Origin of the sequence: Acetobacterium sp. (assembly GCF_039830195.1) — a bacterium.
Classification (GTDB): Bacteria; Bacillota; Clostridia; order Eubacteriales; family Eubacteriaceae; genus Acetobacterium.
The window spans coordinates 13,160-38,682 of sequence record NZ_JBDODG010000030.1; the positions used below are offsets into that span (position 1 = coordinate 13,160).

At 41.9% G+C, this 25,523-nt stretch carries 23 protein-coding genes; 3 read left to right on the plus strand and 20 right to left on the minus strand.

Translation table 11 applies throughout. The annotated features are described in order from the left end of the window. Positions 1 to 124 precede the first annotated feature (124 nt). Genes ABGU93_RS08710 through ABGU93_RS08730 form a run of 5 tightly spaced genes read right to left on the minus strand, consistent with a single transcriptional unit; the run spans position 125 to position 4,879 of the window. On the minus strand, positions 125 to 1,438 hold the full coding sequence (locus tag ABGU93_RS08710) for a HAMP domain-containing sensor histidine kinase (RefSeq protein WP_347413078.1): 1,314 nt from the start codon (positions 1,436 to 1,438) through the stop codon (positions 125 to 127). A gap of 18 nt (positions 1,439 to 1,456) precedes the next feature. After that, positions 1,457 to 2,128 (minus strand): response regulator transcription factor, encoded by a 672-nt coding sequence (locus ABGU93_RS08715; protein WP_347413079.1) that lies wholly within the window; start codon positions 2,126 to 2,128, stop codon positions 1,457 to 1,459. Positions 2,129 to 2,149: 21 nt separating this feature from the next. Next, complete coding sequence (locus tag ABGU93_RS08720) at positions 2,150 to 3,322, minus strand: ABC transporter permease (RefSeq protein WP_347413080.1); 1,173 nt, start codon at positions 3,320 to 3,322, stop codon at positions 2,150 to 2,152. Beyond that, positions 3,315 to 4,004 carry an ABC transporter ATP-binding protein gene (locus tag ABGU93_RS08725; RefSeq protein WP_347413081.1) on the minus strand — a complete coding sequence of 230 codons (690 nt, stop codon included), beginning with the start codon at positions 4,002 to 4,004 and terminating at the stop codon, positions 3,315 to 3,317. Before ABGU93_RS08725 ends, ABGU93_RS08720 begins: the two co-directional genes overlap by 8 nt. Further along, positions 4,004 to 4,879 (minus strand): HlyD family efflux transporter periplasmic adaptor subunit, encoded by an 876-nt coding sequence (locus tag ABGU93_RS08730; protein ID WP_347413082.1) that lies wholly within the window; start codon positions 4,877 to 4,879, stop codon positions 4,004 to 4,006. The genes ABGU93_RS08725 and ABGU93_RS08730 overlap by 1 nt, the downstream gene beginning before the upstream one ends. A gap of 160 nt (positions 4,880 to 5,039) precedes the next feature. Here ABGU93_RS08730 and ABGU93_RS08735 point away from each other — a divergent pair, with 160 nt between their 5' ends. Further along, on the plus strand, positions 5,040 to 5,252 hold the full coding sequence (locus ABGU93_RS08735) for a hypothetical protein (protein ID WP_347413083.1): 213 nt from the start codon (positions 5,040 to 5,042) through the stop codon (positions 5,250 to 5,252). 290 nt (positions 5,253 to 5,542) lie between these two features. Further along, positions 5,543 to 6,781 (plus strand): glycosyltransferase family 2 protein, encoded by a 1,239-nt coding sequence (locus ABGU93_RS08740; protein ID WP_347413084.1) that lies wholly within the window; start codon positions 5,543 to 5,545, stop codon positions 6,779 to 6,781. A gap of 82 nt (positions 6,782 to 6,863) precedes the next feature. Here the strand turns inward: ABGU93_RS08740 and ABGU93_RS08745 are convergent, their stop codons facing one another. From ABGU93_RS08745 to ABGU93_RS08770, 6 genes are all read right to left on the minus strand, one after another. Next, positions 6,864 to 7,910, minus strand: a complete 1,047-nt coding sequence (locus tag ABGU93_RS08745) for a hypothetical protein (protein WP_347413085.1) — start codon at positions 7,908 to 7,910, stop codon at positions 6,864 to 6,866. A 193-nt stretch (positions 7,911 to 8,103) separates the two neighbouring features. Further along, entirely contained in the window at positions 8,104 to 8,832 is a 729-nt protein-coding gene (locus ABGU93_RS08750; protein ID WP_026393444.1) for an amino acid ABC transporter ATP-binding protein, read from the minus strand. Continuing rightward, positions 8,813 to 9,478, minus strand: a complete 666-nt coding sequence (locus ABGU93_RS08755) for an amino acid ABC transporter permease (RefSeq protein ID WP_347413086.1) — start codon at positions 9,476 to 9,478, stop codon at positions 8,813 to 8,815. Before ABGU93_RS08755 ends, ABGU93_RS08750 begins: the two co-directional genes overlap by 20 nt. 164 nt (positions 9,479 to 9,642) lie before the next feature. Next, positions 9,643 to 10,416: a transporter substrate-binding domain-containing protein gene (locus tag ABGU93_RS08760; RefSeq protein ID WP_347413087.1), complete on the minus strand. Its 774-nt coding sequence runs from the start codon at positions 10,414 to 10,416 to the stop codon at positions 9,643 to 9,645. A gap of 256 nt (positions 10,417 to 10,672) precedes the next feature. Next, positions 10,673 to 12,259: a hypothetical protein gene (locus tag ABGU93_RS08765; RefSeq protein ID WP_347413088.1), complete on the minus strand. Its 1,587-nt coding sequence runs from the start codon at positions 12,257 to 12,259 to the stop codon at positions 10,673 to 10,675. Positions 12,260 to 12,263: 4 nt separating this feature from the next. Continuing rightward, positions 12,264 to 12,830, minus strand: a complete 567-nt coding sequence (locus tag ABGU93_RS08770) for a hypothetical protein (RefSeq protein WP_347413089.1) — start codon at positions 12,828 to 12,830, stop codon at positions 12,264 to 12,266. A gap of 484 nt (positions 12,831 to 13,314) precedes the next feature. On the opposite strand from ABGU93_RS08770, the gene ABGU93_RS08775 reads away from it, so the two are divergent. Continuing rightward, positions 13,315 to 14,367, plus strand: coding sequence for an LCP family protein (locus ABGU93_RS08775; protein ID WP_347413090.1), 1,053 nt, complete (start codon positions 13,315 to 13,317; stop codon positions 14,365 to 14,367). A gap of 47 nt (positions 14,368 to 14,414) precedes the next feature. Here the strand turns inward: ABGU93_RS08775 and ABGU93_RS08780 are convergent, their stop codons facing one another. The 9 genes from ABGU93_RS08780 to ABGU93_RS08820 all read right to left on the minus strand — a co-directional run bounded on the left by ABGU93_RS08780 (position 14,415) and on the right by ABGU93_RS08820 (position 25,522). Then, positions 14,415 to 15,779 carry a DUF6056 family protein gene (locus ABGU93_RS08780; protein ID WP_347413091.1) on the minus strand — a complete coding sequence of 455 codons (1,365 nt, stop codon included), beginning with the start codon at positions 15,777 to 15,779 and terminating at the stop codon, positions 14,415 to 14,417. Between the two features lie 17 nt (positions 15,780 to 15,796). After that, positions 15,797 to 17,206, minus strand: a complete 1,410-nt coding sequence (locus ABGU93_RS08785) for a DUF6056 family protein (RefSeq protein WP_347413092.1) — start codon at positions 17,204 to 17,206, stop codon at positions 15,797 to 15,799. Between the two features lie 72 nt (positions 17,207 to 17,278). Then, the gene (locus tag ABGU93_RS08790) at positions 17,279 to 17,629 is read right to left on the minus strand and encodes an EamA family transporter (RefSeq protein ID WP_347413093.1); all 351 of its coding nucleotides are present in this window, start codon (positions 17,627 to 17,629) and stop codon (positions 17,279 to 17,281) included. Continuing rightward, complete coding sequence (locus tag ABGU93_RS08795; protein WP_347413094.1) at positions 17,619 to 17,957, minus strand: transporter; 339 nt, start codon at positions 17,955 to 17,957, stop codon at positions 17,619 to 17,621. Before ABGU93_RS08795 ends, ABGU93_RS08790 begins: the two co-directional genes overlap by 11 nt. A 26-nt stretch (positions 17,958 to 17,983) precedes the next feature. Further along, positions 17,984 to 19,690 (minus strand): hypothetical protein, encoded by a 1,707-nt coding sequence (locus ABGU93_RS08800; RefSeq protein WP_347413095.1) that lies wholly within the window; start codon positions 19,688 to 19,690, stop codon positions 17,984 to 17,986. 78 nt (positions 19,691 to 19,768) lie between these two features. Continuing rightward, positions 19,769 to 20,929 (minus strand): glycosyltransferase family 2 protein, encoded by a 1,161-nt coding sequence (locus ABGU93_RS08805; RefSeq protein ID WP_347413096.1) that lies wholly within the window; start codon positions 20,927 to 20,929, stop codon positions 19,769 to 19,771. 72 nt (positions 20,930 to 21,001) lie between these two features. After that, positions 21,002 to 21,946, minus strand: coding sequence for a glycosyltransferase family 2 protein (locus tag ABGU93_RS08810; protein ID WP_347413097.1), 945 nt, complete (start codon positions 21,944 to 21,946; stop codon positions 21,002 to 21,004). A 10-nt stretch (positions 21,947 to 21,956) separates the two neighbouring features. Continuing rightward, positions 21,957 to 24,029: a hypothetical protein gene (locus tag ABGU93_RS08815; RefSeq protein ID WP_347413098.1), complete on the minus strand. Its 2,073-nt coding sequence runs from the start codon at positions 24,027 to 24,029 to the stop codon at positions 21,957 to 21,959. Positions 24,030 to 24,124: 95 nt separating this feature from the next. After that, positions 24,125 to 25,522 (minus strand): undecaprenyl-phosphate glucose phosphotransferase, encoded by a 1,398-nt coding sequence (locus ABGU93_RS08820; RefSeq protein ID WP_347413099.1) that lies wholly within the window; start codon positions 25,520 to 25,522, stop codon positions 24,125 to 24,127. Between the last annotated feature and the right edge of the window lies 1 nt (position 25,523).

Below are 25,523 nucleotides of genomic sequence, written 5' to 3' on the forward strand. Positions count from 1 at the left end.
GGCTCAGGACTTGCAACCGATTGAGCCCTTATAATACTAATTCATAACGCTAGTTAATACCGCCAGTCAATCAAAACAGGGAGCTTTCTGATAGTCGCAAACTATCAGAGAGCTCCCTGTTTTTTTATTGAGGTAGTCTGACCGCAAAGGTGCTGCCCTTTTCCAGCGTACTTTCCACAGTAATGGTGCCACCGTGAAGGCCAACGATACGCTGAGAAATGGTGAGTCCCAACCCGGTACCAGGGGTACTGCGGGATTGATCGGCCTTGTAGAAACGATCAAATATTTTTTCCTGATCCTCCCCGCTGATTCCCTTTCCGCTATCGGTTATTGTTATTGTAATTTCTTTGGCTGTTGCATGGAGATCAATCCTGATTTCGCCATCGACCGGGGTATGGTGAATGGCATTGGTCAACAGATTGATAATAACCTGGGCCATCAGTTCCTGATCACCCTGGTAGGTAATTTCATCCAACTGGATATCCAGATCGATATTTTTAGCTTCCCACTTTTCCTGCAGCAACAACACCACCCGCCGGATTGATTCATCCAGCGCAAAGGCTTCTTTCTTCAACCCCAAAACGCCATTTTCCAATTCCGACAGTTTTAAGACATTGGCCGACAGCTTCCACAGCCGGTCGCTTTCATCGACAATAATATCGATGTATTCCTGCCGCTGGGTTTCTGATAGTTCTGGATCTTTCAAGAACTTGCCAAAACCTTTAATCGAGGCGATCGGGGTTTTAAATTCATGGGACACATTGCTGACAAAATCCCGATGGATATAGTCATTGCGAGAAAGCGCTGCAGTCATGATATTGAAATTTTGCGCCAACACCGCCAGCTCATCCTTTCCCCGCACCTTCAGCCTGATATCAAAATCACCCTCGGCGACTTTTTTGGTGGCTTCGGAAACGGCTTTGATCGGCTTGGCAATCATCGCTACGGCAATGACAATCAGCACTGATCCGATTAACAGGGTGACCAGCATGGTCGTGCGCTGGAGGTTCATAAAGCCGGCGATTTGATTTTTCTCCAGATTTGGCATGGTAACGACATAACCATCGGCCAGTTTGCCCAGGGCCATCGGTAAATCGTGGGATTGATAGGCCACCTGGTAGACAATCTCGCCCCGTTCAAGTTTCGCCTGTTCCTCCTCAGACAGCACTGCCCCGACTTCATCCAGATTGGCAACAATCCGGGACACCACGATGCCCTGGGCATATAAATCCGTGATTGCTTCATCACTCAACTGCTCCTGATTCAGGGTCTGAACCGCCTGGGCCTGGTTGACCAGCTCCACCCGGATCTGATCGAGAATACTGCCCAATTGTGACCAATAAACAACCCCGAAGGTTAAGGTGGATGAGAAAAAAAGCGCCCCTAAAAAGGTCACCAGAAATTTTGTGTAAATTGAATGAAGAATTTTATTTTTCATAAGACTCCTTATGCCGGACTATAAAACCCGGGCTTTATAGCCCAGACCTTTAACGGTGATGATTTCGAAATCGCGATTGTTTTCCAGTTTTTCCCGTAACCGTTTGATATGGACATCCACAGTGCGGTGATCACTTTCACTTTCGTAGCCCCAGATCTCATCCATTAGTTGCGCCCGGGTAAAAATCCGGTTGGGTGCTGATAACAGTTTAAACAGCAACAGAAACTCTTTTTTGGGCAGGGTAGTCTTTTCATCACCAATGCTTAAGGTCAAGGCTTCATAATCCAGAATCGTTTTTCCTACCACCAGTCGCTGTTCATTGGCGATTTTGGCCCGCCGCAATAAAGCAAAGACCCGCAGCAACATCTCATCCATATCCACCGGCTTAACCATATAATCATCCGTCCCGGCTTTAAAACCGGTTTTTTTATCATCGATGCTTTCTCTGGCGGTGATCATCAGGATTGGGAGCTCTAAGCCCCCATCCCGTAGGGTTTTGGTTAATACATGGCCATCCATATGGGGCATCATCACATCGGTGATTAACAGATCAATATGATTTTTCCCCAGCTCGTCCAGCGCCATGACGCCGTCGATTGCTTCAAAAACCGAGTAACCTTCTTTTTCCAGGGTATCCCGAAACAGTCGGCGAATGTGATTGTCATCCTCGCAAATTAAAATACTGAACATTTCATTCTCCTGTTTTCTCTCCTAAATACTTCGCAGCGCGTCAATAGGATTGAGCCGGGAAGCCTTGCGGGCCGGCATAAAACCAAAAACCACGCCGATGGCGGCGGAAAAGCCAATCGCTAATAAAACGGTGGAGGCCGTCAGGGCAAAACTGGTTCCGATCAGATTGGCAACCACCCAGGCCAGGCTGACCCCGAGGATAAAACCAATGATGCCGCCAATCAGGCAGAGCACCACCGATTCAATCAGAAACTGGAGCTGAATCTGTTTGGGCTCGGCTCCTAAGGCCTTGCGCAAGCCGATTTCGCTGGTCCGTTCGGTGACCGAAACCAGCATCATGTTCATGATGCCAATGCCCCCGACTACCAGTGAGATCGAGGCGATCCCCGCCAGCATCATCGACAGAATACTGGTCATTTCTTCAATGGTCTCGAGGATACTCTGCATATTGACAATCGAGTAACCATCTTCGTCACCATTAAAAGCTTTTGTTAAAACCCCTTCAATTTGCCGGGTGGTGGTATCGGCCAGCGCCTCGTCAGCAATATAGACGGTCATACTGTTAATGTACTTGGCCCCGACCACGCCCATGGCGGTGGTATAGGGGATGATCACCGAGCTGTTGGCATCGGTGGAGGCAAAGCTGTCTGATTTCTGTAAGATCCCAATAACGTTATAGGTAATGCCGCCGATTTTAATTTCCTGGCCAATGGGATTTTTGCCCACATAGAGTTCATTGGCGATGTCGCTTCCAATCAGTGCCACCCGGCTTTTGTTTTCGGTGTCAATGGACTTAATGATTCGACCGGATGAGATGACATCTTCGGTATTTTCAAAATAGACGTCATTCTTGCCCTGGAGGGTAATTTCATCCATGGTGTTTCCGTCAAAGGCCACTGTGGTTTGACCGGAAATAGTTGGGGCAATCCCTTCGATGTTTGACAGTTCGGATATCTTGTTGACATCGCCCTGGGTCAGCCCCTGTTTCAGGGGCGTTCCCTGGACCTGAACGGTTACCGTATTGGCCCCCATGGAAGCCACCTGATCGGTAACGGTGCTGGTCGCTCCGGAAACAATGGTGATCAGCGCAATCACCGATCCTACCCCGATAATAATACCGAGCATGGTGAGAAAGGAGCGCATTTTATTACTGACGATATTTTCTAAAGCCATTTTAATACTTTCCTTAAGCATTGTACACCCCCTCACTGAGATTCCCATCGACAATCCGGACAATCCGGATGCCGTTTTTAGCCACATCTGCATCATGAGTGATCATCACGATGGTTTTTCCTTCCTGATAAAGTTCTTTAAAGAGCGCCATGATCTGATGCCCGGTCTGTTGATCCAGGGCTCCGGTCGGTTCATCAGCCAGCAGAATGGTTGGCTCGGTGACCAGCGCTCTGGCAATCGCCACCCGCTGTTGCTGGCCGCCCGATAACTGATTGGGGCGGTTATTCATTTTATCGGCCAGCCCCACCCGTTCCAGAATATGGGCACTGCGGGCCTGCCGTTCTTTTTCGGGCACTCCGGCATAAATAAGTGGCAGCTCGACATTTTTCTGGGCTGATAACCGTGGCAGCAGTTGAAACTGCTGAAAGATAAAACCGATTTCGCGGTTACGGATACGGGAAAGATCGACCTCAGCCAGATCGCGAATCAATTCCCCGGACAGATAGTAGGTCCCACTGGTGGGGACATCCAGGCAGCCAATAATGTTCATCAAGGTGGATTTTCCCGAACCGGACGGTCCCAACACTGAAAGAAAATCGCCCCGATTGATCTCCAGATCAATGCCTTTTAAAACCACCTGCTCCTCCTCACCCATGATATAGGTCTTGACGAGACTCTGCATTTCTAATATTTTTTCAGGCATTAGAGTTCACTACCGGTTTCCGGTCGCTGGAAGGTTGAAGTCTCCGTGGTTGTCATCACGGGTATTAAAACCACCTCATTCTCGGTGAGACCTTCTGTTATTTGGATATTGATGCCATCGGTTATTCCGGTGATTACCAGACGCTGCTCAGGATTTTCCGACTCGCCTTTGATCAGGACATAGCTTTCGTTGTCAGCCCCAAATTGTATGGCGTCCACCGGAACCGTCACTGCATTTTCAACTTGTTCCTTAACGATAACCACTTCGGCATTCATCCCGATGCGAATCTGTGCATCGCCCTGAAAATCAACGATGGCGGTAAAATAAGCGACCCCATTTTCGTTTTTAGCTTCCCGACTGATTTCACTGACCGATCCCTGGACACTGCGCCCAATACTGTCTATATTGATGGTAACCGGTGACCCCACTGCCAGTGTTGACAATTGATATTCATCCACCTTGATACTAACCTGAAGATTAGTAAAATCGACAATCTCCATAATTTTGCCACCGGCTGCCACGGTTTCATCTTCATCATAATAAATCTCGGCAACTTCTCCGGCAACAGTTGAGGTGACAATATCCCCCGAGACCGGTTCATAAAGATCAGTCTCTTCAGCAATTAGTTCTCCTTCACTGACATAGAGCTCACTTATTTCCAGGGCACTGGCGGCCATGACATCTTCCCGGGACTGACTCTCAATTACCCCTGAAAAACGGTTGTCATTGACAATATTTCCCATCGTTGCCGGGGTCTCAGTAAACTGATCTTTCGCCGACTTTGCAAAAACCTGATATCCCCACAATCCGCCCACAATTACTAACATCCCAACCACACAGCCAATAATAATCTTTTTAGTTTTTCCTTTTTTCACGTCGATCCTCCAACCATTGATTTTATTTCGTAGCCATATTCTAAACATTCAATATGAATTGAAAATGAACCCTTTAGTTTTTTAAGATTTTCCCATTTTGTTGTTTTTCCTAGTTTCGGGGTATCTATAGTGCAACAAACAAATTAAGGAGGATGTGACAATGTTAGAAGATAAATTAGATATGATGGAAGAAACTGAAGTAATCGATCGCACCGAAAAAAAACCGTTTTACTATTCCAAATGGTGGCTGGTCGTTTGGAGTCTGCTGATTTGGCCAATCGGATTGATTATGCTCTGGGGCTATTTTGCCAACATGCACAAAACCGAAATGCCACGGACCCGCCTGATTAAAGATAATTTAAAGGACTTATAAATTGGCATACGCAATACAAACCTTTGAATAACCTTAAAATTTCGATGATCTCGTTTTCAGGAAACACCCCATATCCTTGATAAATACTCTGTTTCGTGTTAAAATGAAACAACTTAAATGCGACGTACATAAACTCACACAACCACCACGAATGACAATTCATGGTGGTTGTGTCATGAAGAAAAAGCATTTATACTATATCCGGTAGTGATTGGAACCGCAGCACACAATTTGTTTCCGGCTTTCAAAACGATTGATATAACTTAATATGAAGGAGAAATTAAATAGAGATGGTTTCACAAATTTTTACTCTGTTATTTATTTTAGGCATCCCGTTTTTTATTTATGGTATCTATTACTTAGGTATCGGAGTATTTGGGTATACCAAACACAATAAATATGTACTCTCCCCTCCCAAAAACCGCATTGCTGTGGTAGTTGCCGCACGAAATGAAGCGGCGGTTATTGGTAATCTGATCGAAAGTCTTCACCAACAGGATTATCCGGAAGAACTGATGGATGTCTATGTTATTCCCAATAATTGTACTGATGATACCAAAGAAGTAGCCCTTCAGCACGGTGCCAAGATTATGACCTGTACGGCTGAGGTTAAATCCAAGGGCGCAGCCCTTTCGCAATTCTTTGATTATATTTTTGAAGAAAATGATGTTTACGATGCCTTCTGCGTTTTTGATGCCGATAACCTGGTTGATAAGCATTTTATCACCTCGATGAATAACGTTCTTGAATCGGGTGAAAAAATTGCCCAAGGTTACCGGGACAGTAAAAATCCTGATGATTCCTGGATTTCCGGCTGCCAATCGGTATTTTACTGGACCTTGAATCGTTTTATGAATCTGGCCCGCCATAAACTGGGCTGGTCTGCTACTTTAAACGGAACCGGATTCATGATGCATGCCGATGTCATCAAAAAAGAAGGGTTCAAAACTTTCAGCCTGACTGAAGATATCGAATTTACTACCCAGTGTATCATCAAGGGTTACCGGGTCGCCTGGGTTCCCGAGGCGGTTACCTATGATGAACACCCAATTACCTTTGATCAATCCTGGTCGCAACGCAAACGTTGGTCAACAGGTACCATTCAATGTTTTAATCAGTACTCGCCCCAGCTCATCGACGCGGTCGTCAAGGATAAAAATCGTTGTGCCATGGATATGCTGATGTTTCTGGTTTCCCCCTTTATGCAAGTGCTAACCTGTATTTATACCATTTGTTCCTTTATCATTTTGGGGATGCTGTTTATCACCACCAGTGTCTGGTCCAACGCATTAAGCTTTGCCATTCTCTTTTCCATAGGTGGGGTTCTCTTCAGCGTGGTCTTTACCGCCATGGTGTTATGGCTGGAAGGTAAAAAAATCCGTCAGATCAACAATATTTCGGTTTTTTCTTTCTGGTTTTATCTGGCCTCCTGGATTCCCATTAATGTGTTGTGTTTCATCAAACCGATTGAAATCTGGGAACCCATCGAGCATACCAAAAGTATCAAGATCTCTCAATTAGTCGAATAAGCAAAGCAAGGATGATCCGCCGATCATCCTTGCTTTTTTCTTGCTTGAGCTGTATTTTGATTTCTTCACTGACTTCGTTTAATCAGGCCTTAGCTTGCTCATTCTTCTGCGCTTCTATCGCTTCATCGATTTCTTCAGCTAACGCTGATTCGTCCAACTCGGTTTGTATTTCCGCTTCGTCTGCGGTTCGTTGCTCTTTTCGGGCTGTTAATATCAGCAGTATCAAGGTCCCCAACAAACCCAACAGAATAATCCAATACCCGGCTTCCAACTGGAGCGCAAATGACATGACCAGAAAATTGGCCTGGCCGCTGATATAATTGGCAATAAATGTCCCCACCTCTCCCAATGTTCCGGTTAAGATGGCTCTCAATGCGTCCACAATGCCATTATTAACCTGATTTGCCAAACTGGCAAGCTGCTCATTAATGCTATTATTGACCACCGCAGTGCCGACACCAACTGCCAAAAACAGCGCCGATAACAATCCCGAAATGAAAATAGACAGTTTGATACTGGCCCGTTTATATAAAATGAGCACCACCAGACAAAAGACTACTAGAAATAGGATTAGTATTGAACCATTGGCGGTAGCTTTATAACTGTCGATGGTCGCCATCGTCGCGTTAACCTGATCCATCGACTGATGGGCTTGAATCGTCACATCATTGACCTTACCGGCAATACTTCTAGCACTTTGAATAATCGTCCATAGGTCACTGAGAATGGCATTGATGTTCGTCCCGTTACTCAAACGGGTGGCGACAATTTCCTGAACCTTGGGATCGACCAGATAATCCAGCGCCGGGCTTGATAAAGCGTCATTCACACTGCTGACATAGCCCTTATCCGGCAACGGGTTTCTTAGCATTTCCAGCACCGACTGATCCATTATTTTGATATTGCCAAGCGGAACCCCATAGATTTCAAGCTCGTCAATCGGTTCCTGCCAGACAAAATCGCTTAAAGAAAAATTGATCATGTCATACTCGGGACTAATCAGCTCCAGGGTATCGTTCCTGATTCCCACTACCGATACATCAGCCCTGGCACTCATAAATGGCATAAAGAATCCAATCAGCACAAGCAGGACGCACAGCAGGGCGCCGGTCCTCTGTTTGTTTGCCATTACCCGTGTTTTAATCCACTCATACCAATCAATTAACCACTCTTTAATCATCATCGCTTTCGATCCCCTCTCTGGCATTCTACTCCCAATATACCCTGAATATCATACCAATACCACCGGACAGAAAAAAACCACCTCTTACGAGATGGTTTAAAATTCACTGATTGATTAACACCCTGATTCCGGGTTAATATTATAAGACCTTATTCAGGAAATTGATGGTTCTCTGGTTTTTGGGATTGCCGAATATTTCACTCGGCGGACCTTCTTCGACGATAAAACCTTCGTCAATAAAGATCACCCGATCAGCAACTTCTCTGGCAAACCCCATTTCGTGGGTAACGACAATCATGGTCATGCCATCTTTGGCCAGCTGCTTCATAACATTCAAGACTTCTCCGACCATTTCAGGATCCAGCGCTGAAGTGGGTTCATCGAAAAGCATCACATCGGGATTCATCGCCAGCGCTCGGGCAATGGCTACCCGTTGCTGTTGTCCCCCGGATAACTGCTCCGGATAAACATTGGCTTTTTCTTCCAGATCGACGCTTCTTAACAGTTTCAGCGCCGTTTCTTCAGCTTCCTCTTTTGTCTTAAGCTTAAGTGCTACTGGCGCGAAAGAGATATTTTTCAAGACCGTCATATGCGGGAAAAGATTAAACTGCTGAAAAACCATCCCAATATCCTGTCGATATTTGTTGATATTACCATCTGCCCGGGTGATATCATTGCCATCCACTTCAATGGTACCGCTGCTGGCATCTTCCAGGGCGTTGATACAGCGCAATAAGGTACTCTTACCCGAACCGGAAGCGCCAATAATACAGATTACTTCTCGTTCTTTAACTTCCAGGTTAATATCTTTCAGGACTTCTAAATCACCAAAATTCTTTTTGAGGTTTTTAATTTTTACTTTTCCCATAAGACATTTTCCTTTCAATTCGTTTTGAGATCTTCGATAAAATCATAATAATAATAAAGTACATCATCGCCACAATCGCCCATACCTCGAAGGATTGGTAATTATTGGCAATAATCAGTCGTCCGGTCTGGGTTAACTCAGTCACACCAATAACAGAAAGCAGGGATGTATCCTTTAGGGTAATAATACACTGATTGATCAAAGCTGGGGTCATCGTTCGGATCGCCTGGGGTAAAATGACACTCCGCATCGCCATCCCATACGGTAAGCCCAAGCTTCTGGCGGCTTCCATCTGACCTCTGCTGATGGACTCAATCCCACCGCGGACGATCTCGGCCAGATAACCACCAGCATTCAGGCTCAAGGTAATAACGCCGGAAACAACCGGATCTGATTGGATTCCCAGGGCCGCCGGAATACCAAAGTAGATGAAGAATGCCTGGACCAATAATGGGGTGCCCCGAACAATATCAACATAAACAAGCGCAATTGCTCTTAAACTTTTCCGCTTCGATACCGACAAGAGCCCGAAAACCATCCCTAAAATACCTGCTAAAATAAGGGAAATGATTGTAATTTCAACCGTCAAGCCCAGTCCTGCGATCAGGCGGGGCCAATACTGTACAATTAATGCTGGTATACTCACGTCAACCTCCTTCTATGGTTCCAGTTGTCCAACAGTCTTTACTCACACACAAACGATCACACGAGTAAACACTTTTAGATAACTTAGAGAAATCATCTGCCAGCGGCATAATCTGCTGACAGATGATTTCAAAATCAATAACGTGTTATATTTTTTCTAACAGATTATTTTTTGATATATGTATCCAGAATTTTTTGATATTCGCCATTGGCTTTTAAGTTGGCTAAACCGGTATTAAACATTTCAATCAACTCAGGATTTTGACCTAATTTTACTGCGAAGCCGTAAGAACTACCTTTTTCCATCTCAGTAACCATTTTAAGTGGCACGCCGCTGGCGATTGCATCACCAACTACGGGATAGTCTTCAAATAGAGCTACCGAATTTCCGGCTTTTACATCTTCGTACATATTAGCTGAATCTGGGAAAGAGACCGTCGTAAAACCATATTGATCTTTAATGGATTCGGCAAAGGTTGCACCTTCGGTTCCTGTTTTAACCGCAACTTTTTGTCCTTTTAAATCAGCATAGGTTTTGATGGTATTGTTTGATGCTGAAACCGCCATAACGACGCCGGAATCAAAGTAAGGATCAGAAAAGTCGAAGGTTTTTTTACGTTCGTCGGTAATACTCATACCAGCGATCATCCCGTCAGATTGGCCGGTTGATACTTCACCCAGTGCGGCATCAAAACCAACTGCCTTCAATTCATATTCAAAACCCTGGTCTTTTGCAATGGCTGCTAAAAGATCAATATCAATTCCAACTCGTTCACCTTTTTCATTTTCATACTCAAATGGTTTGAATGTTGTATCTGTTGCGATTACATATTTCTTTGTATCACCGCTAGTTTTTGTTGTTCCGCCGGAACAAGCTGCAAGTGATAAAACCATAACGGCTACCATTACCAAAACACTGAGCTTTGCGATTTTTTTCATTTCTTTTCCTCCTAATAATAATAAGTTTTGATGCATCTTTAGCCAATACACCCACTTTTATACAGGTAGCAGTATATCATTTATATTAAAAATCCGCAATAAAAAAATAACCACCGATTATCACAATAGATGGTTATTGTTTCCCGAATAATTGTTCGGGTTAATCCTTATCCATTCCCAGGTGTGCGCCAACCTCATACAAGCTCAGCGCACACATCTATGTTATATCTTTTGGTTTCTGCTGGACTAAACCAGGTTATTCTACCGGATTTTCGGTCAGATATTTACGGATCGATTCATAGTCACCTTCGGCAACGATGAACTCGGAATCCAAATTTTCCAGCACCACTTCTTCCGGCCGAATTTCTACTTCTTTCTCGACGATGTTTCGCTTTTGAGCTTCAACCAACAGCAGATCTTTTTGATCCAAAGCGATCTTGCGCTGATTCAGTCCCGCTTCAATAATATCTAAATCATTGATCCGTTTATTGATCAATTTGGAAAGGCGAATCAGATCATCCAGAACCTCATCTACCACAAATTGTTTATCGATAATCATTTTCAGCTTTTCACGAATCAAATTTCCGGCGGCCACAATCTTTTCATCCCCGGCAATGGGTTGATAGTTTTCCACTTCCTTCTGAAAATTACTGATTGCCCCTTGCAGATATTGGGTTTCTTTCATGGATTTTTCGATTTCATGAAAAAGATAGCCCAGTCGCCGCTCAATCGAAAGAAAACCTTCTTCATTATCAGCCATACCGGCTTCATCGATTTCCAGTGTATTTAAATTCAAGGTCTCCATTGTTTGAAGATCCGGTTTTTTCTCTTTGATCGTTGGCAATTCACCAAAAAAATCAGTACTATTCTGTAGCGGAATTGGATTGGTAGCTTGCGGTATTGGCACCTGCCCAGGTAAAATAACAGTTTCCGCAACTGCCTGGGTATTCATTACGCGGGCTGGCTCGAACGGAGCTTCTTTTTTCTGAGCTGAATCCATTGTGGGTAATCCTACTGGCGTTTTTGCACGTGAAAGATTTAATTCCTGGTTCGCCGGTTTCATTTTGGATTCACCCTGAACTTCAGCCTTATTCAATTGGGTTTTGTTTTCTTTTTTTAAATTTTCCTTGATCTCATTGAGAAAGTCACTGGTTTGATAACGTTTTTCTTCTTCAATAACTCGGGGTTCATCGGCTTTGGGGGATTCCACATAGCGTTGCTGGCCTCGTTTTTCATTTTCCAGCAGGCTGGTAAAGATGCTGTCATACTCGGATTCTTCCTCATCATCTCGGGACAGCCAGGTTCTTTTCTCGCTTTTTACTTTTTTCCCTGACTTTTTATTCGCTTTTTCCGATTCTTGTTTTTGTTCATTCTTCAGGTCTTTTTTTGCAGTCTTTTTGCTTTCCTGCTTAGATCCTCGTTCTTCTTTTGCCGATGCTTTCCGATTCTTCGAATAATTATCATCCTTACCAATAAGTACCCACCATAGCAAGTGGCACAGGGTGATCATCAGGAAGTCTGCAACGGCTAAACCAATAAAAAATGTCAGTGGCACATCTGGTATCAAAAAGAAGCACATCGCAAAAATAATGCCATTGCCCAGAATTGCAATCGCCCCGCCGATAAAGGGAATATTCTTGCGCAGCATATTTCTGTTTAAATCATATAGGGCCAAAACAATTGTTTTGATCCCCACAAAAAAGCCCATCAGAATAATATACGCATTTGCGTTGGCAAGTGTCGCTATTACCTGATAACCCAGTAAAAAAGCATAACCAGAGATCGCTAAGCCGATAATATCAAAAATTAACAAACCCCAGCATTTACCAAAACTTAATTTCATCAAATCACTCCTTGCTGTCATTATTCAGAGAGGTTCTGTTGCTTTCGCGCAAACTTTCTCCATCGCTTGATATCTGCCCAAAGGTTGAAGTCAAGGCGTCCAAACCTTCTGCACTCCGGTACAGCGCTTCAATTTCTTGAAGCTTTTGATACTCACGATTCAACGTTTCTTCTTTTCGATTCACTTCTTCGTGACGTTTTTTCAAGATAGCAAGAGCTGTTCCCAATGAATCCAGCATATCCTGGACCATCTTTTCCCTTTTTTCGATATTGACCAGTTGGCTATTGAGCTCCTCCGTATTATAGTTCGGACTCTCACCTTCGTTTTTTAAAAACCTGGTTTCTTCTTCCTTGAGATCTTCAAACACACGCTCAAAATTCCCCTGATCGGGTCGCGGTGATTTCTCGCTCTGATTTTTATCCGGCTGCGATGTGCTGTTTTGAACGGTTCTGAGGATCAGTGATTTTAATTCTTCGTCCTTTTTCAAAATCAGTTTTTCTAAATTTTCAATGCGTGATTCAACATATTCAAAGTACTCATTTTTTTCATTGAGTTCCTGTTCATTTGTCATTTTAACCCCACTCCTATATTCACTATCAGTCTTTGATTTCTATTATAACAAAGTTTTCCTGAAATGTATAACAAGATTTACAGCTCATTTGCTTTTTCTATTCATATTATTTTTACAAATATTTACAAATATGATATAATAGCCTACCAGAAGTATAAAAATTGAGTAATTCGGACTCATTTCCAAATTAAAGACGTGAAAAAACTTTACTAACCACGTCTCTGCTGTATATTTGCATTTTTGTGCAGATAGAATGATTTCCAAATGAGGTAAAAATTTGAATAAACGAAAAAAGAGTGTCATTGAAAATAAACGAAATCCATCATCAAAAAAAACATCTAATAAAAACTTAAAGCAAGATACACGCCCCCTAAAAACAATAAAATCTGAAACCAAGTCAAAACAGAATTCACGCCAGGAAAAAACAAAGCCGGTAATCCTTCCTGATCGGCTCCCGAAGAAAAAGAAAAAGTCCAATGGTTTTATGAAAAAATTCCTGCGAACCATCTTTCTGATTATTATTTTTCTAATCGCCACAGCTTTTGCAGTTAACGCCTTTTTCCTCGGTAACGTCACCAGCGATCTGAGCGGAAATTTAAGCAAATATGGAATTAGTGATGAAGCAGCCAGCTTTGCAAAACAACACAAGATTGTCAATGTTGCTGTTTTCGGCGTCGATGGGCGGGATGATGTTGAGGGTGACCGGACTGATACCATCATGGTGGCAACCGCTGATTACGAACACAGCAAGGTCAAGGTGGCATCGCTGATGCGTGACACCTATGTTTATATCGACAAAAAATACGGGTATGACAAACTGAACGCTGCCTACGCCTATGGTGGCCCGGAATTGGCGCTGCAAACCATCAATCAGAATTTTGATACCACCATTACCGATTATGTCACCATCGATTTCAATGCCATGGTCTCGATGGTCAATGCTGTCGGCGGTGTCACCATCGATATTGAAACCGAAGAAGAGCTCGACTGGGTCAATGAATATCTGATGGACGTCAATGAAAAAGTAGAAACCGGTTCCCCCTTTCTGGAAGAAACCGGTTCCCAGCTTGTTGATGGGTCCCAGGCCCTGGCCTATTGTCGCGTCCGTTATGTGGGTGATGGTGACTTTGATCGAACCCTGCGGCAGCGAGTTGTTTTTGAGCAAGTATTATCAAAAGCCCTTGATCTGGATCTCCAGGCACAATATAATCTGGTAATGGCGACATTGCCTTATGTGGAAACTTCCCTGAGCACCTTGGAAATGATCAAGTATGGTGCAAACCTGGCCTTGATGCCTTCAAAAGACATTGAACAAAGTCGCTTCCCCACCGATGAGCTAATTTCACTTGATACGCTGGATGGGGTATCATACGTTGTTCCCAATACTTTGGTTGAAAACATTGAAGCACTTTACCAATTTGTGTATGAAACTACCTACACGCCCTCCGATACCGCAACAGATATTAGTGATGAAATTGAAAACACCGTCAACGGAACCTCCGACGATAATGGCTCCTTCGGTGAAAATTTAAAATAGCGATAAGAAAAGCCACTCTCATCACTTCGGCGAGAGTGGCTCTTTATTTATATCAACTTTAAAAACGATTCCAGATATCCAAACACTCCTATGAACCCAAGCAATTGAAATAGTCTTTTCTGCTCATTACCTGTCATCAATGGCTTAAATTCACTATACATCAGTATTCCAAAGATCACGATGGCAATATACTGAAATAGAAACGTTCTCGCGCCAGATTCGTAAACAGTAGGTGAGAATCCCATAACGACCCGGGACATAATTGAAGCGCCCATCACCAGTACCGCAATTCCTAACTTATCTGAATCTTTAAACAGAATATACGTCATCAATAAAAGAATGATGACAAAGATGCTCATAAAAATAAATACCAGATAATGATAAAAACCCAGGTATCCAGTTGTAATTCCCGTAAATGTGACCCAACTATCGATGGTATTTCCGGTCACTTTATAAAAGAGAAAACTAAATTTCGGACTTAAAATGATCACACGAAATATATTTATCAACACACAAAAAATAAACGGACTGATCCCGATTACTCTGGGCAACCAGGATTTATATTTTTGCCAGGAAAAAACCGCGGCCATCGCTGTTACAGCAAGTAAAATATAATTCTGATCAATACTGAACATATGAGATGTCGCTGAAATCGTTAGCTTCTGTAAGAATCCAAATGTCACATATTCGGGAAAGTTAGCCACAATTTCTGATGCTTCCCTGATCCCATTTCCCGGACATAAAAAAACAAAACCGATATTCCCCACGAAAATGATTGTCATCAGGATTACAAAGCCAGAAATCTTTTTTTTATAAATAAAATAGAAACTGAAAGCAAGATAAACTGACATTAAAATAGCGGCTACAATTTCCATATTCATACCAAATATAGCCGCAAGAAAATATAAAGGATATTCATACCATTGTATGACTTCCCCCAGGCAAAGTTTCTTGATCGGATAAATCGCGACGAGACCAAACGTCAAGGGCCATAGATAATGAATGCTTGTCACGACCCATCCTGCCGTTGTCATCATTGAAACAAAAGGTACGCAAACCAAAAGAAAGGCCAGCACCCAATTTGTTTTGCGTTTGTTTTCATAAACAAAAAGTTTAGAAATTATGAAAAACAACAATAGATAAACTAAGATATTTATGATCGAAAAAAAACTGAATGCATTCCCCGCAAAAAAAGCCGCGACAGGCATAATTACAATTCGCGAACTCCAACTATAATAAGCATCATGGATAAAGGTCAAAACCGGTTCGTTATAAAAAACGGTTCCATATACAATATCATCCCCTGAGGGTCTGACAAAAAAATGAAAAATCAAAATAAGCAACCCAAAAATCAGCATTGGAAAATAATCCCAATGCACTATTCTACTAATCTTTAATTTAAATATCTCCACCGCTGATCTCCTCCGCTCTAAGGTAACAAGACGATATTCGGAACTCCGAAATAATCTGCCAGGGCACGATTTACCCAATGGTTGGGATCCAATTGGACATCTTTTAGCCCATACATACCATTGTGGCTGGATAAGGGCACAATTTCCGGCACATGAATCGGGGCTTCATTTTTATGCTCCTGAATAATCTGAACCCGGGCAATATACTGCTTGTTGACCGTGATCGCGTCGATTCCCACATATCCCCAGGACATGATATAAAATAACAAAACCGCAATGCCCGGAATCATTACAAATTTCCTGATCCGTTCTCCCGTTAATTTTAGTTGACCTAATGCATAAACCACTGCAATAATTAAAAATGCGGCCAGACCAAACATCGCCCGCGGTGGGAATTTCGGCGGTGCCAACATCACAACCATCGCGGCAACCGCAGCCACAGTAAATATTCCAAAATTCACCAATTCTTTTCGGTCTTTTCCATTCCGATCTATTTCATTTTTCAATAAGACAAAGGCTATGGCCGCTAAAATCACCAGCGGCATCAGGGCATATAGATTGTAAGCAAAATATGAGAGCCTGGTGATGATCGGATTTGAGCCCACCATCATGGTTACCTCAGCTACAGCCGATTCATTTTCTACCCGCATACTGTTCCCTGGCGCGAAGATCATACATAAAAATCCGCAGATTGAGAAAAATAGGCCAGTATATGCAAATGCCGGAATCCGAATTTTACGCTTGAAATAAACAACACCGAACATGAGCATGATCAGAATCATCGCCCCGGCCGTATTTTCATTGGTAATACCACTGATGAAAAACAGGGGAATCATCACCACGGCAAACCAGATGCTATTTAATAACTTCGTCTGTTTTTCTTCATACAGACGAAATGGAAGAATGGCTAGTAATATGATGGTTCCGCACCATAAATAATTGCAGGAGCCGGTTAACCACATCACCGTCTGCCCAAACATCGGAGTGAAAAACCAGATTAAAACAGTGGTTAGCAATAGCAACTCAAAGCGGATCCTTCGGCCCACGGCTAAAAAATAAACAGCCAGGCAAAACACAAGATAGCAAAGACTATTGGCAATATTAAAAACATCTTTTCCCAAAAACATAAAAAGCTGGGTCAATGTTTCAGCCACAACTCGACCACCCCAGGTTGTATAGTAAGAAATCTGCGAATTAATGATATCACCAATATTCATCACTGGCATTGATGTCCCAAAGATAAAGGTATACACAAAATCATCGGCGATCAAGGGCGTTTTGATATTTAAAAACACCACATAAAAAAATGTCGCCACTAATAAAGCGGCAAAAAGAATCTGGTTAGTTTTTTTAGATACCAACCAGTTTTCATCCATCTGATTTATGCTTTTCTTTTGAACATGATTATTATCCATCTCTAATCTCACACTAACCTCCCCAAATTATACACTGATGACTTAGCCAAGTAGAACACTTGTAATCATTCTACTCTTGTTTTATTAAATAAAAGCATAGATAAATATACCGCCAACAATTAATAGATTACCAATGATTTTACGTCGGCTTAGCTTTTCTTTTAAAATAAACATCCCCAGAATACCAACATATATGTATCCCGTTGATTCTAAAACCGGCCCCAAGGTCAGTGGCACCCCGCGATAAGCGAAAGTTGTTAACAGGGCTGACCCAAAAAAGAAAAAATACGCCCCTATCACATAGGGATTGAGGTATTCTCTAATACGACTTTCATAATGAATCATGGCACTTTTTTTCAGAATGACCTGTGAAAGTGATGCCACTAAAACTGAAAACAAATACAGTACAAAATAAACCCATTCGTTATTTATCATCACTCACCACCAAATATATTCCTGAAACAATAATGACTGAACCCAACAACATTCCCCAGCGCAATGCTTCTCCGAAAAATAGGACTCCCCATACAATTCCCCACAAAATGGTAATCGCTTTATTTGCAAATGCCACCGTTAAAGGAAAGCGTTTTAAAATTTGCTGCCACAGCAGGGCATAAACAAACAATACCCCCAAAAACAGACCGTAATAAAGAATAAACCCAAACGAAAGAAATTTTTCCGCACTGGCCATCTTTGATAAAACCGAGCCGAATGAATATAATAATAAACTTGCATGTAAAAATAAATAGTTTTTTAGTTTCATTGTTTCCTCAATCTTATTTGATTTTGTCATTTTGTTTTCGCATAAATCATCTTAACCATTACTTCTGTTATTTTATAAAGCGCTATGACGTTAAATGCAATGATCAATGGATATGCCCCTGCCAGATACCAATACGAAATAGCCACATAAGCAGAAATATCTGTATATGCAACACCCCCTGCTAAAACAAATACACTGAATAGCAAGGCGGATAAAACCAACCAGCAATCCATTAACCCGTATTTATCTCGCAGTTTTTTCATGAATATCAAAACTGTCATCAGTCCGTAAACTAAAATAGCCGCAATAAAAGCAAAGAATCCTATCATTCGATAAATTCCGGTGATCCCATTTAAAAGAGCTAGTCTGACTTGAAGCCCCAGCGGAATTGGTTCCCCTTTGATACGAGCGGGGTTGTTTGCAATTTCTTCAAAAAGTAAAATCCCATCCTTACCATCATCGATGCTTTCCGTCATACTGGTTTTAATCGCTTCAAACCTGACAACATAGTTTATCGTTTCTAACAAGGCAATTGGCAGTTCTTCCCCATATCCAGCCCGCCAGGGAGACATTAGTGCCGATGGCATTGTTGGTCTGCGTTTCAGCTCACCGCTTTCAAAACCTGCTTCCAGTTCTGCGGCTACATTTTTATAAAAATCATCGGCTTTAATTGCATTTTCGTAATAACCGGCATTGGCGACAGCTTCCCTCAAGGCCCAGAAGAAAAACCCATCTTCGACTTGTCTTACCTCAGCATCTTTTTCATACCACGACCACCGATCTAAACTTGCTTCCAGTTCTTGTTTAACCGCATTAAGTGTCGGTGATACCTCATAGATTTTTGTGATTGTGCTACGGGGGACGGATGCCCGCTCAATCTCTTCATTTGCTGCCACGGAATAGATCAGCTTTATCGCATTTGTAAAATTGCTTTTATTCAGCTCATTGGTGGTATAGATTCCATAATGGCTGTAGTTTATACTGGAAATAATGATGGTGGACAATATCAGTAGCATCACCGGTATGACCGTGATGATGCTTTTTTTCACCTTATCCTTTTTCAGCAGTTCTTTTTTTAAGATTATCGAAATCCCTGTAATGACGATTACTCCCACCACCAAGGGAATAATCCAGATTCCATCTTCCCGGGTATGCCAGAGCGAAGCCAATCCAAGCCCTGCACTTATAGCCCAGAGGATTTGAATCCATTTTTTTTCAAATCGATTCAGGTAAACTGCAAACATGCTTCCACTGATAATTAATGCCTGGGTAGCCGTCAAACTATTTCGGTAGACCCGGAGAAATGTTTCATCTGCGAATGAAATCGGATTGAATAGCAGTGCCAAAAAAATAATAAAGAGCGGAAACTCTGTCTGAAATAATCTTTTTATCCCGAAGACAAAAATCATGCAACCAAGAGAATAAATTCCCGGAATCGACATTGAATATGGTATCCTTAAAAAATCATTAACCACCAAAAAAAGGGGAAAGAACAAGCCTTTTACCAGCGTTTTTTCCGAATATTCACCTAACCACTCTCCGTTAATTAACGAATCTGCCATATTGATCATTAAGCGATCATCATGTCCTGCTCCGGCATGGGCAAATAGAGGCATGTTAATGACCAATAATTGTTTGATCAAAATAAAACTAATCATGAAAATAACTAACCGATATTTACTAATATATATCCGCAACCGATTCTTTTCTGTTCCAGAACCTGTCAATACCATCTTATTACCCTTTCCCGGTTTATTCTTCTGGCAAAATAACAGGCAACCTAAATTTTCTCTAGCTTGCCTGAAATGCCGCTATTTTTTTCGTTCGATTTCCAAAATTCCCAAAAAGAAACTGGCAAAAATCAATTCGATTCCGATGGCAATCAATGTCGTTGCCGGTATCGTTATTTTCATGATCGATTCTGGTTGTAGGTTACCAAAAGAGTTGTTGCCCCAGATTACAAAAGCAAAAATGGTCGCAACAATGCCTAATAAAGTTAAAATAACGCCAATCACGACACCCTTTTCGACAGTAAATTTCTCCAGAATACCAACGGTTTTAGGGCTATTCGGGATAAATCCTGAGCTTAATGCATAGGCTTTGGTAAACATTGAAAACAAGCTGATATTGACACCCACCAACAAACTTGCCGATCCATACATCATTGTATTAATACCAAAGTTAACATTTCCGATTTTTGTTGGCCCCACCCCGATGATAACCATCATCAGCAGTCCGACGACTGATAGAATCAGACCTGGATACAAGAATGTCCAGTTGGGACTGTACATCATCAGAAATTTCAGATGCCGCCAACCATCCCGCCAACTTCTCAAGTGAGGGGGGCGTGACCGACCATCCGGAGATAAGGTTGTTGGTACTTCGATCATTCTCAGTTTATGCAAGGTTGCCTGGACAACCATTTCACTGGCATATTCCATACCCGTTGTTTGCAACTGAAGGCTCTGAATCGCGGCTCGATTATATCCTCTTAGCCCACAATGAAAATCTTTAATATCGCTGGGGTAAAAAATCCGCCCAATAAACGACAGCACCGGGTTTCCCAGATACTTATGCAGTGGTGGCATCGCCCCTTTTTCAATTCCGCCTTTAAATCGGTTACCCATCACCAATTCATAGCCATCTCTGAGTTTTTCCAGAAAAGGCATCAGGTTCAAAAAGTTATAGCTATCATCCGCATCTCCCATGATGACATATCTACCTCTGGCGTTTTCACTGCCGCCTCGCAGCGCACTTCCATATCCCTTTTGTTCGATATTAACAACGCGAGCACCGTTTCTTGTTGCGATCTCCTGAGACCCGTCCGTACTGCCGTTATCAGCAATCAACACCTCCCCGTTCACATGGTTATCTTTTAAGAAAGACATTGCCTTCTTGATGCAAATTTCCAATGTCTCAGCTTCATTCAGACAAGGCATTAATATCGTTAACTCGATTTCTCTTTCTTCCAATTGTTTATCCTCTTTATATCTTATATTTTTTATCTGCTTTTTCAACTATATAAACAACCTGTATTTAATTAATCAGGCTTCTTTTCTCCAAATCTCATTTAGCATGTTCAGATGTCTTTCAAAGTTATGTCGGTGTTGTTTTTTTAACACTTGCAAGATGACCCCACTGAAAAAACTGATGATGGCAATAATCCATAAGGCAGTGATAACAATCAGAGTCGGATATTTTGCTACCATGCCCGTTTCAAAGTAGTTCATCAAAATAGGCGTAAAAAAGACCCCGCTGATGATCAACAAAACTAATGAAATCATAGAGAAAAACAGATAGGGCTTCGTATCTCTGAATAGGGTTCCGATGGTCATTAAAACCTTGTAGCCATCTGAGTAAGTATTGAGTTTGGACTCACTGCCTTCTGGGCGATCCCGATAGTCAATTGGTACCTCAACGATTTTAAAATTATTATCCAGCGCGAAAATTGTCATTTCTGTTTCAATTTCGAATCCCTTTGATGTTACCGGAAATGATTTGATGAATTCTCTGGTGAATCCCCGAGCACCGGTCATAATATCTTTTACTTCTGCTTTAAACAAAACATTAATCAATTTTCGAACCAGCACATTTCCGATATTATGAAAAGGGCGTTTATTCTCCGTAAAATAGGTCGATGACAGTCGATCGCCAATGGCCATATCTGCCCGTTTTTGATAAATTTGTTTTTCCAATTCCAGAGCAAACTCGGCGGGATAGGTATCGTCTCCATCAGTCATTATATAACAGTCTGCATCAATGTCGCGAAACATCGATCTGACCACGTTCCCCTTTCCCTGCCGATATTCGTACCGTACAATCGCTCCGGCGTTTCGGGCAATTTCATCAGTCCCATCACTGGAATTGTTGTCATATACATAAATATCTGCATGAGGCATCACTACCTGATGATCTTTAATTACTTTTTCGATGGTTTTTGATTCGTTATAACAGGGTATTAATATCGCCGTCTTTTTTCCCTTTTCCATCACTACTCCTTTAATTATAATTTATTGAATATAGTTTAAATCCATTTTCATCTGCCAGTTCATTAAAACTTACTTTCTCATTTGAAAGCAATGATAAATCACGTTTTGAGAAAACATATGCCACTTCCATTTTTTCTAAATCATTAATATTTAAGTTGACTTCGAAAAGATCTGGCGATTTTAAAACAAAGTTTGTTTCATTATTTGTATTGGTCAGATTGATACTAATATGAGCATAACGGTTATATATCTTCTCCTCTGATCCATCAGGATCCAACAAATGCCATCTTTCCAGCGTGGGATAAACATTAGTGGAGTTAATTGTTGGTGCGCCGGCCATTAGCGGTAAGTTAATAACGGGAAAACCGATTTCCGTTCCCGAGTCCACAATCCACAATCCATTTTCCGCCGTATTTATCTGTTGAATCTTTTTGATTAAACTCAATTGATAAATCCCATCCAATCCACTGACAACCGGATTAACAAATAATCCTGCTATAAAAACAATTACGAGTGAGATCACGAACAGCGCCTTTCGAGCCCAATTCTTGTTTCCACTTAAGATGACATAAAAAGATCCAAACAAAAAAAACAAAATCAGAATACTCATCTTTAAATCAAGATAGCCTTCATATATTTTCAGTGATAATAGTGTGATCACCACACTCATGATCATGGCACTGCCCGCTTTTACCCATTTTGAAAACGCACCTTCAAATAAAGCCAGGGCTCGAATCAGCAACAGTATATTTAAGAACCCAACGGCCAGAAAAGCCCGGACCGGTTTTGAGTAACTTAATAGTGTGGCTTTTGCCAGCCATTCCGGCCACGGAAACAAGCACCATAATATCAGCGCGGCATTTGCTGCAAGCATCAAGATTAATAATTTATCGGCTTTCTTTTGTTTGAACAGGACCCAAGCTGTCAGAATTATTCCCATCGGGAAGAAATCAAAATAAACTGCCAATTCACAAAGATTTGCATATGTCAATTCCCGGGAAAAAGTGAAAAAGAGATTCCCCGGATATAAAAACAATCGCGAAACCTGGTTTCCCCCTGTCTCAGCACTCCCTCCCGGATAAACGGTATTCATTACCGAACTGATCGTTCCCCCGGATTTAGATAAAATATAAATCATACCAAGGCTTAAAAATAAAATTAACCCGATGCCAATACCCACATCTTTTTTATTCCAAATAAAGTGTTTCTGATTTTCCAGAACCACACCAATGAACAGTGCCATAAATACATAGGCCAGCGGAACTTGCCAGGCTGGATAAAAGGTTAAAATGTATCCGCCTGCACAAATCAACACCACCAGGGCATAAAGAGATCGCTTAAAATAATTCTGATTATTCATATATAATGTGATCATAATCAAAGCTAATTGACCAAAAACCAGCATTTCAACTAGTCCATTGATGGCAAACCACCACTGAACAACCGGAGACCAGGTGATCAGCAGCGCATAAATCAGTGAGAGCAATTTACTCTTTTGGGTGAGGATCATCCCAAACTCAAAAGAGACCAGGAATAAGGCAATGACCCGGCCGATCCAAAAAAAAGACAACCCTTTTGCTGGAGCCAGCAATAGATAACCCCAATGAAAGGGACGGAAAAATATGGCAATATCTCTCACCGGCTGGCCATAAATAATAAAGGTGTCGGTCAATGTCCCCCGGATGGTTTCGCTGAAATAGGGGAATAAACCGGAATTATTATAATACTGCGACAACATCATTGGCGTATTGACCGCCCACTCGTCACTGCGGATACCTCTCGATATGCCAATTAATGGTTCATATACACTGGTCAGGTTGCTTAAATAATTCTGCCAATACAAAATCGATGAACCATGAATTTCAAAAAAGACAAGCACAATCAGCAGTATTCCCGAAATCCAGAAACGATATTGATAAATAAAGTCAGTCAGTTTTTCAACCCCATAGTTATTCACAAAAATACTTAAGCCAATACCCAAACCCATAAAAAAGAACAGTCTGAGATAATGAACCGCATGAATAATCTGACTGATTCCTGCCCAGGATTGAAAAAATCCAATGGCGATTTTATTTTCAATCATTAAAAAATATAATTCACTAAAACCAGCTAATATCAGTGACAAAATGATTAAGATAGCTATCTTTATTTTTCTATTTCTTACTATTTCACTCAATATTAATACCCACTCTCAAACACCGCTTTAAATGTCATAAAAAAGACTTTGATGTCAAACCACAGGGTCCATTTTTCGATATACTCGATATCACACTCGATCCGTTTATGAATCGATGTATCGCCCCGCCATCCCTGTACCTGAGCCCAACCGGTGATTCCCGGGCGGACATGATGTTTAATCATATATTTGGGAATCTCGTGTTGAAACTGGGTAACATAGTGAGGCCGCTCGGGGCGGGGTCCAACGATACTCATATCCCCTTTGAGCACATTGAAAAACTGTGGCAATTCATCAATACTGGTTTTTCTGATAAACGCTCCAAATTTCGTTTTTCTTGGATCGTCTTCAGTGGTCCATCCCAATTCACCGGGAATGGCTGTATCACAGCGCATCGATCTGAATTTGTAAATCCAGAATTCTTTTCGTCCCATTCCGACCCGAATCTGCTTGTAAATAATCGGTCCTGGTGATGTCAGCTTAACTAGAATAGCCGTCACCAGCATGATCGGTGAAACCAGTATCATAATCAGAATTGAAAGAATAATATCAATCACGCGCTTGATCCATTTATTCAACGGCTGATCCAGTGGAATATAGCGGGTATTTATCAGGGGAATCCCATCCAGTTCATCAAAATAAGCTGTTGTTCCCTGAATCAAATGAAAATAATCCGGGATAATCTGGGTTTTAATCCCCTGGTATTCGCAAATATCGATGACTTCATCGATGCGCTTATAGCTGGTATTAGGCAACGCAATAATGACCTCATCAACCTGATATTCTTCAAGTATTTCATTCATTTCCCGGGTTTTCCCGAGGATCGGAATCCCATCTTTATCGCTCTTATGGTAGTAATCGTCGACATACCCGGTGACCTTATAGCCCAGCTGCCGATCTCCGGCAACTTTGGCGGCAAAAGTCTGGCCGATACTGCCGGCTCCCACAATAATAATATACTTAATATTAAAGCCTCGCTCCCGGGCCATTCTCAGAATCTTTCGAATCGAGCCCCGCTCCAGAATCATCAGCACGGTGGAGGTAATAAAGAAAATACCCAACATGTAGCGGGAAAAATGGATGCTTTTCATGGTAAACAAGGCCGACATTAAAATCGCTATCCCAATGATATTGGCAAAGACAATTTCTCGGCATTCTTTAAAAAAACGTTGTTTGCGATAGGGTTGGTAGAGACCGAAGAAAAGAAAAAGGATCAGATAGAGCGGAATAATAATCGCCAACAAGTCGATATACGCCCGTAAATTCATGGTTCTCACGCCATCGTCAAAAAATGGCGAGACAAAGCGAATATACCAGGCAAATAATAGCGAAGCCGTCACCACACACATATCAAACAATACCAATATAAAGTTAAAGAAACGCTGATTACTTTTTATCATT

Coding starts and splice junctions, on each gene's coding strand:
- ABGU93_RS08775 (WP_347413090.1), top strand. CDS start 13,315: ATGAAAAAATTCCTGCGAACCATCTTTCTGATTATTATTTTTCTAATC.
- ABGU93_RS08735 (WP_347413083.1), top strand. CDS start 5,040: ATGTTAGAAGATAAATTAGATATGATGGAAGAAACTGAAGTAATCGAT.
- ABGU93_RS08770 (WP_347413089.1), bottom strand. CDS start 12,830: ATGACAAATGAACAGGAACTCAATGAAAAAAATGAGTACTTTGAATAT.
- ABGU93_RS08815 (WP_347413098.1), bottom strand. CDS start 24,029: ATGATTGAAAATAAAATCGCCATTGGATTTTTTCAATCCTGGGCAGGA.
- ABGU93_RS08810 (WP_347413097.1), bottom strand. CDS start 21,946: ATGGAAAAGGGAAAAAAGACGGCGATATTAATACCCTGTTATAACGAA.
- ABGU93_RS08745 (WP_347413085.1), bottom strand. CDS start 7,910: ATGGCAAACAAACAGAGGACCGGCGCCCTGCTGTGCGTCCTGCTTGTG.
- ABGU93_RS08765 (WP_347413088.1), bottom strand. CDS start 12,259: ATGAAATTAAGTTTTGGTAAATGCTGGGGTTTGTTAATTTTTGATATT.
- ABGU93_RS08820 (WP_347413099.1), bottom strand. CDS start 25,522: ATGATAAAAAGTAATCAGCGTTTCTTTAACTTTATATTGGTATTGTTT.
- ABGU93_RS08720 (WP_347413080.1), bottom strand. CDS start 3,322: ATGCTTAAGGAAAGTATTAAAATGGCTTTAGAAAATATCGTCAGTAAT.
- ABGU93_RS08740 (WP_347413084.1), top strand. CDS start 5,543: ATGGTTTCACAAATTTTTACTCTGTTATTTATTTTAGGCATCCCGTTT.
- ABGU93_RS08750 (WP_026393444.1), bottom strand. CDS start 8,832: ATGGGAAAAGTAAAAATTAAAAACCTCAAAAAGAATTTTGGTGATTTA.
- ABGU93_RS08725 (WP_347413081.1), bottom strand. CDS start 4,004: ATGCCTGAAAAAATATTAGAAATGCAGAGTCTCGTCAAGACCTATATC.
- ABGU93_RS08715 (WP_347413079.1), bottom strand. CDS start 2,128: ATGTTCAGTATTTTAATTTGCGAGGATGACAATCACATTCGCCGACTG.
- ABGU93_RS08795 (WP_347413094.1), bottom strand. CDS start 17,957: ATGAAACTAAAAAACTATTTATTTTTACATGCAAGTTTATTATTATAT.
- ABGU93_RS08760 (WP_347413087.1), bottom strand. CDS start 10,416: ATGAAAAAAATCGCAAAGCTCAGTGTTTTGGTAATGGTAGCCGTTATG.
- ABGU93_RS08790 (WP_347413093.1), bottom strand. CDS start 17,629: ATGATAAATAACGAATGGGTTTATTTTGTACTGTATTTGTTTTCAGTT.
- ABGU93_RS08800 (WP_347413095.1), bottom strand. CDS start 19,690: ATGGTATTGACAGGTTCTGGAACAGAAAAGAATCGGTTGCGGATATAT.
- ABGU93_RS08710 (WP_347413078.1), bottom strand. CDS start 1,438: ATGAAAAATAAAATTCTTCATTCAATTTACACAAAATTTCTGGTGACC.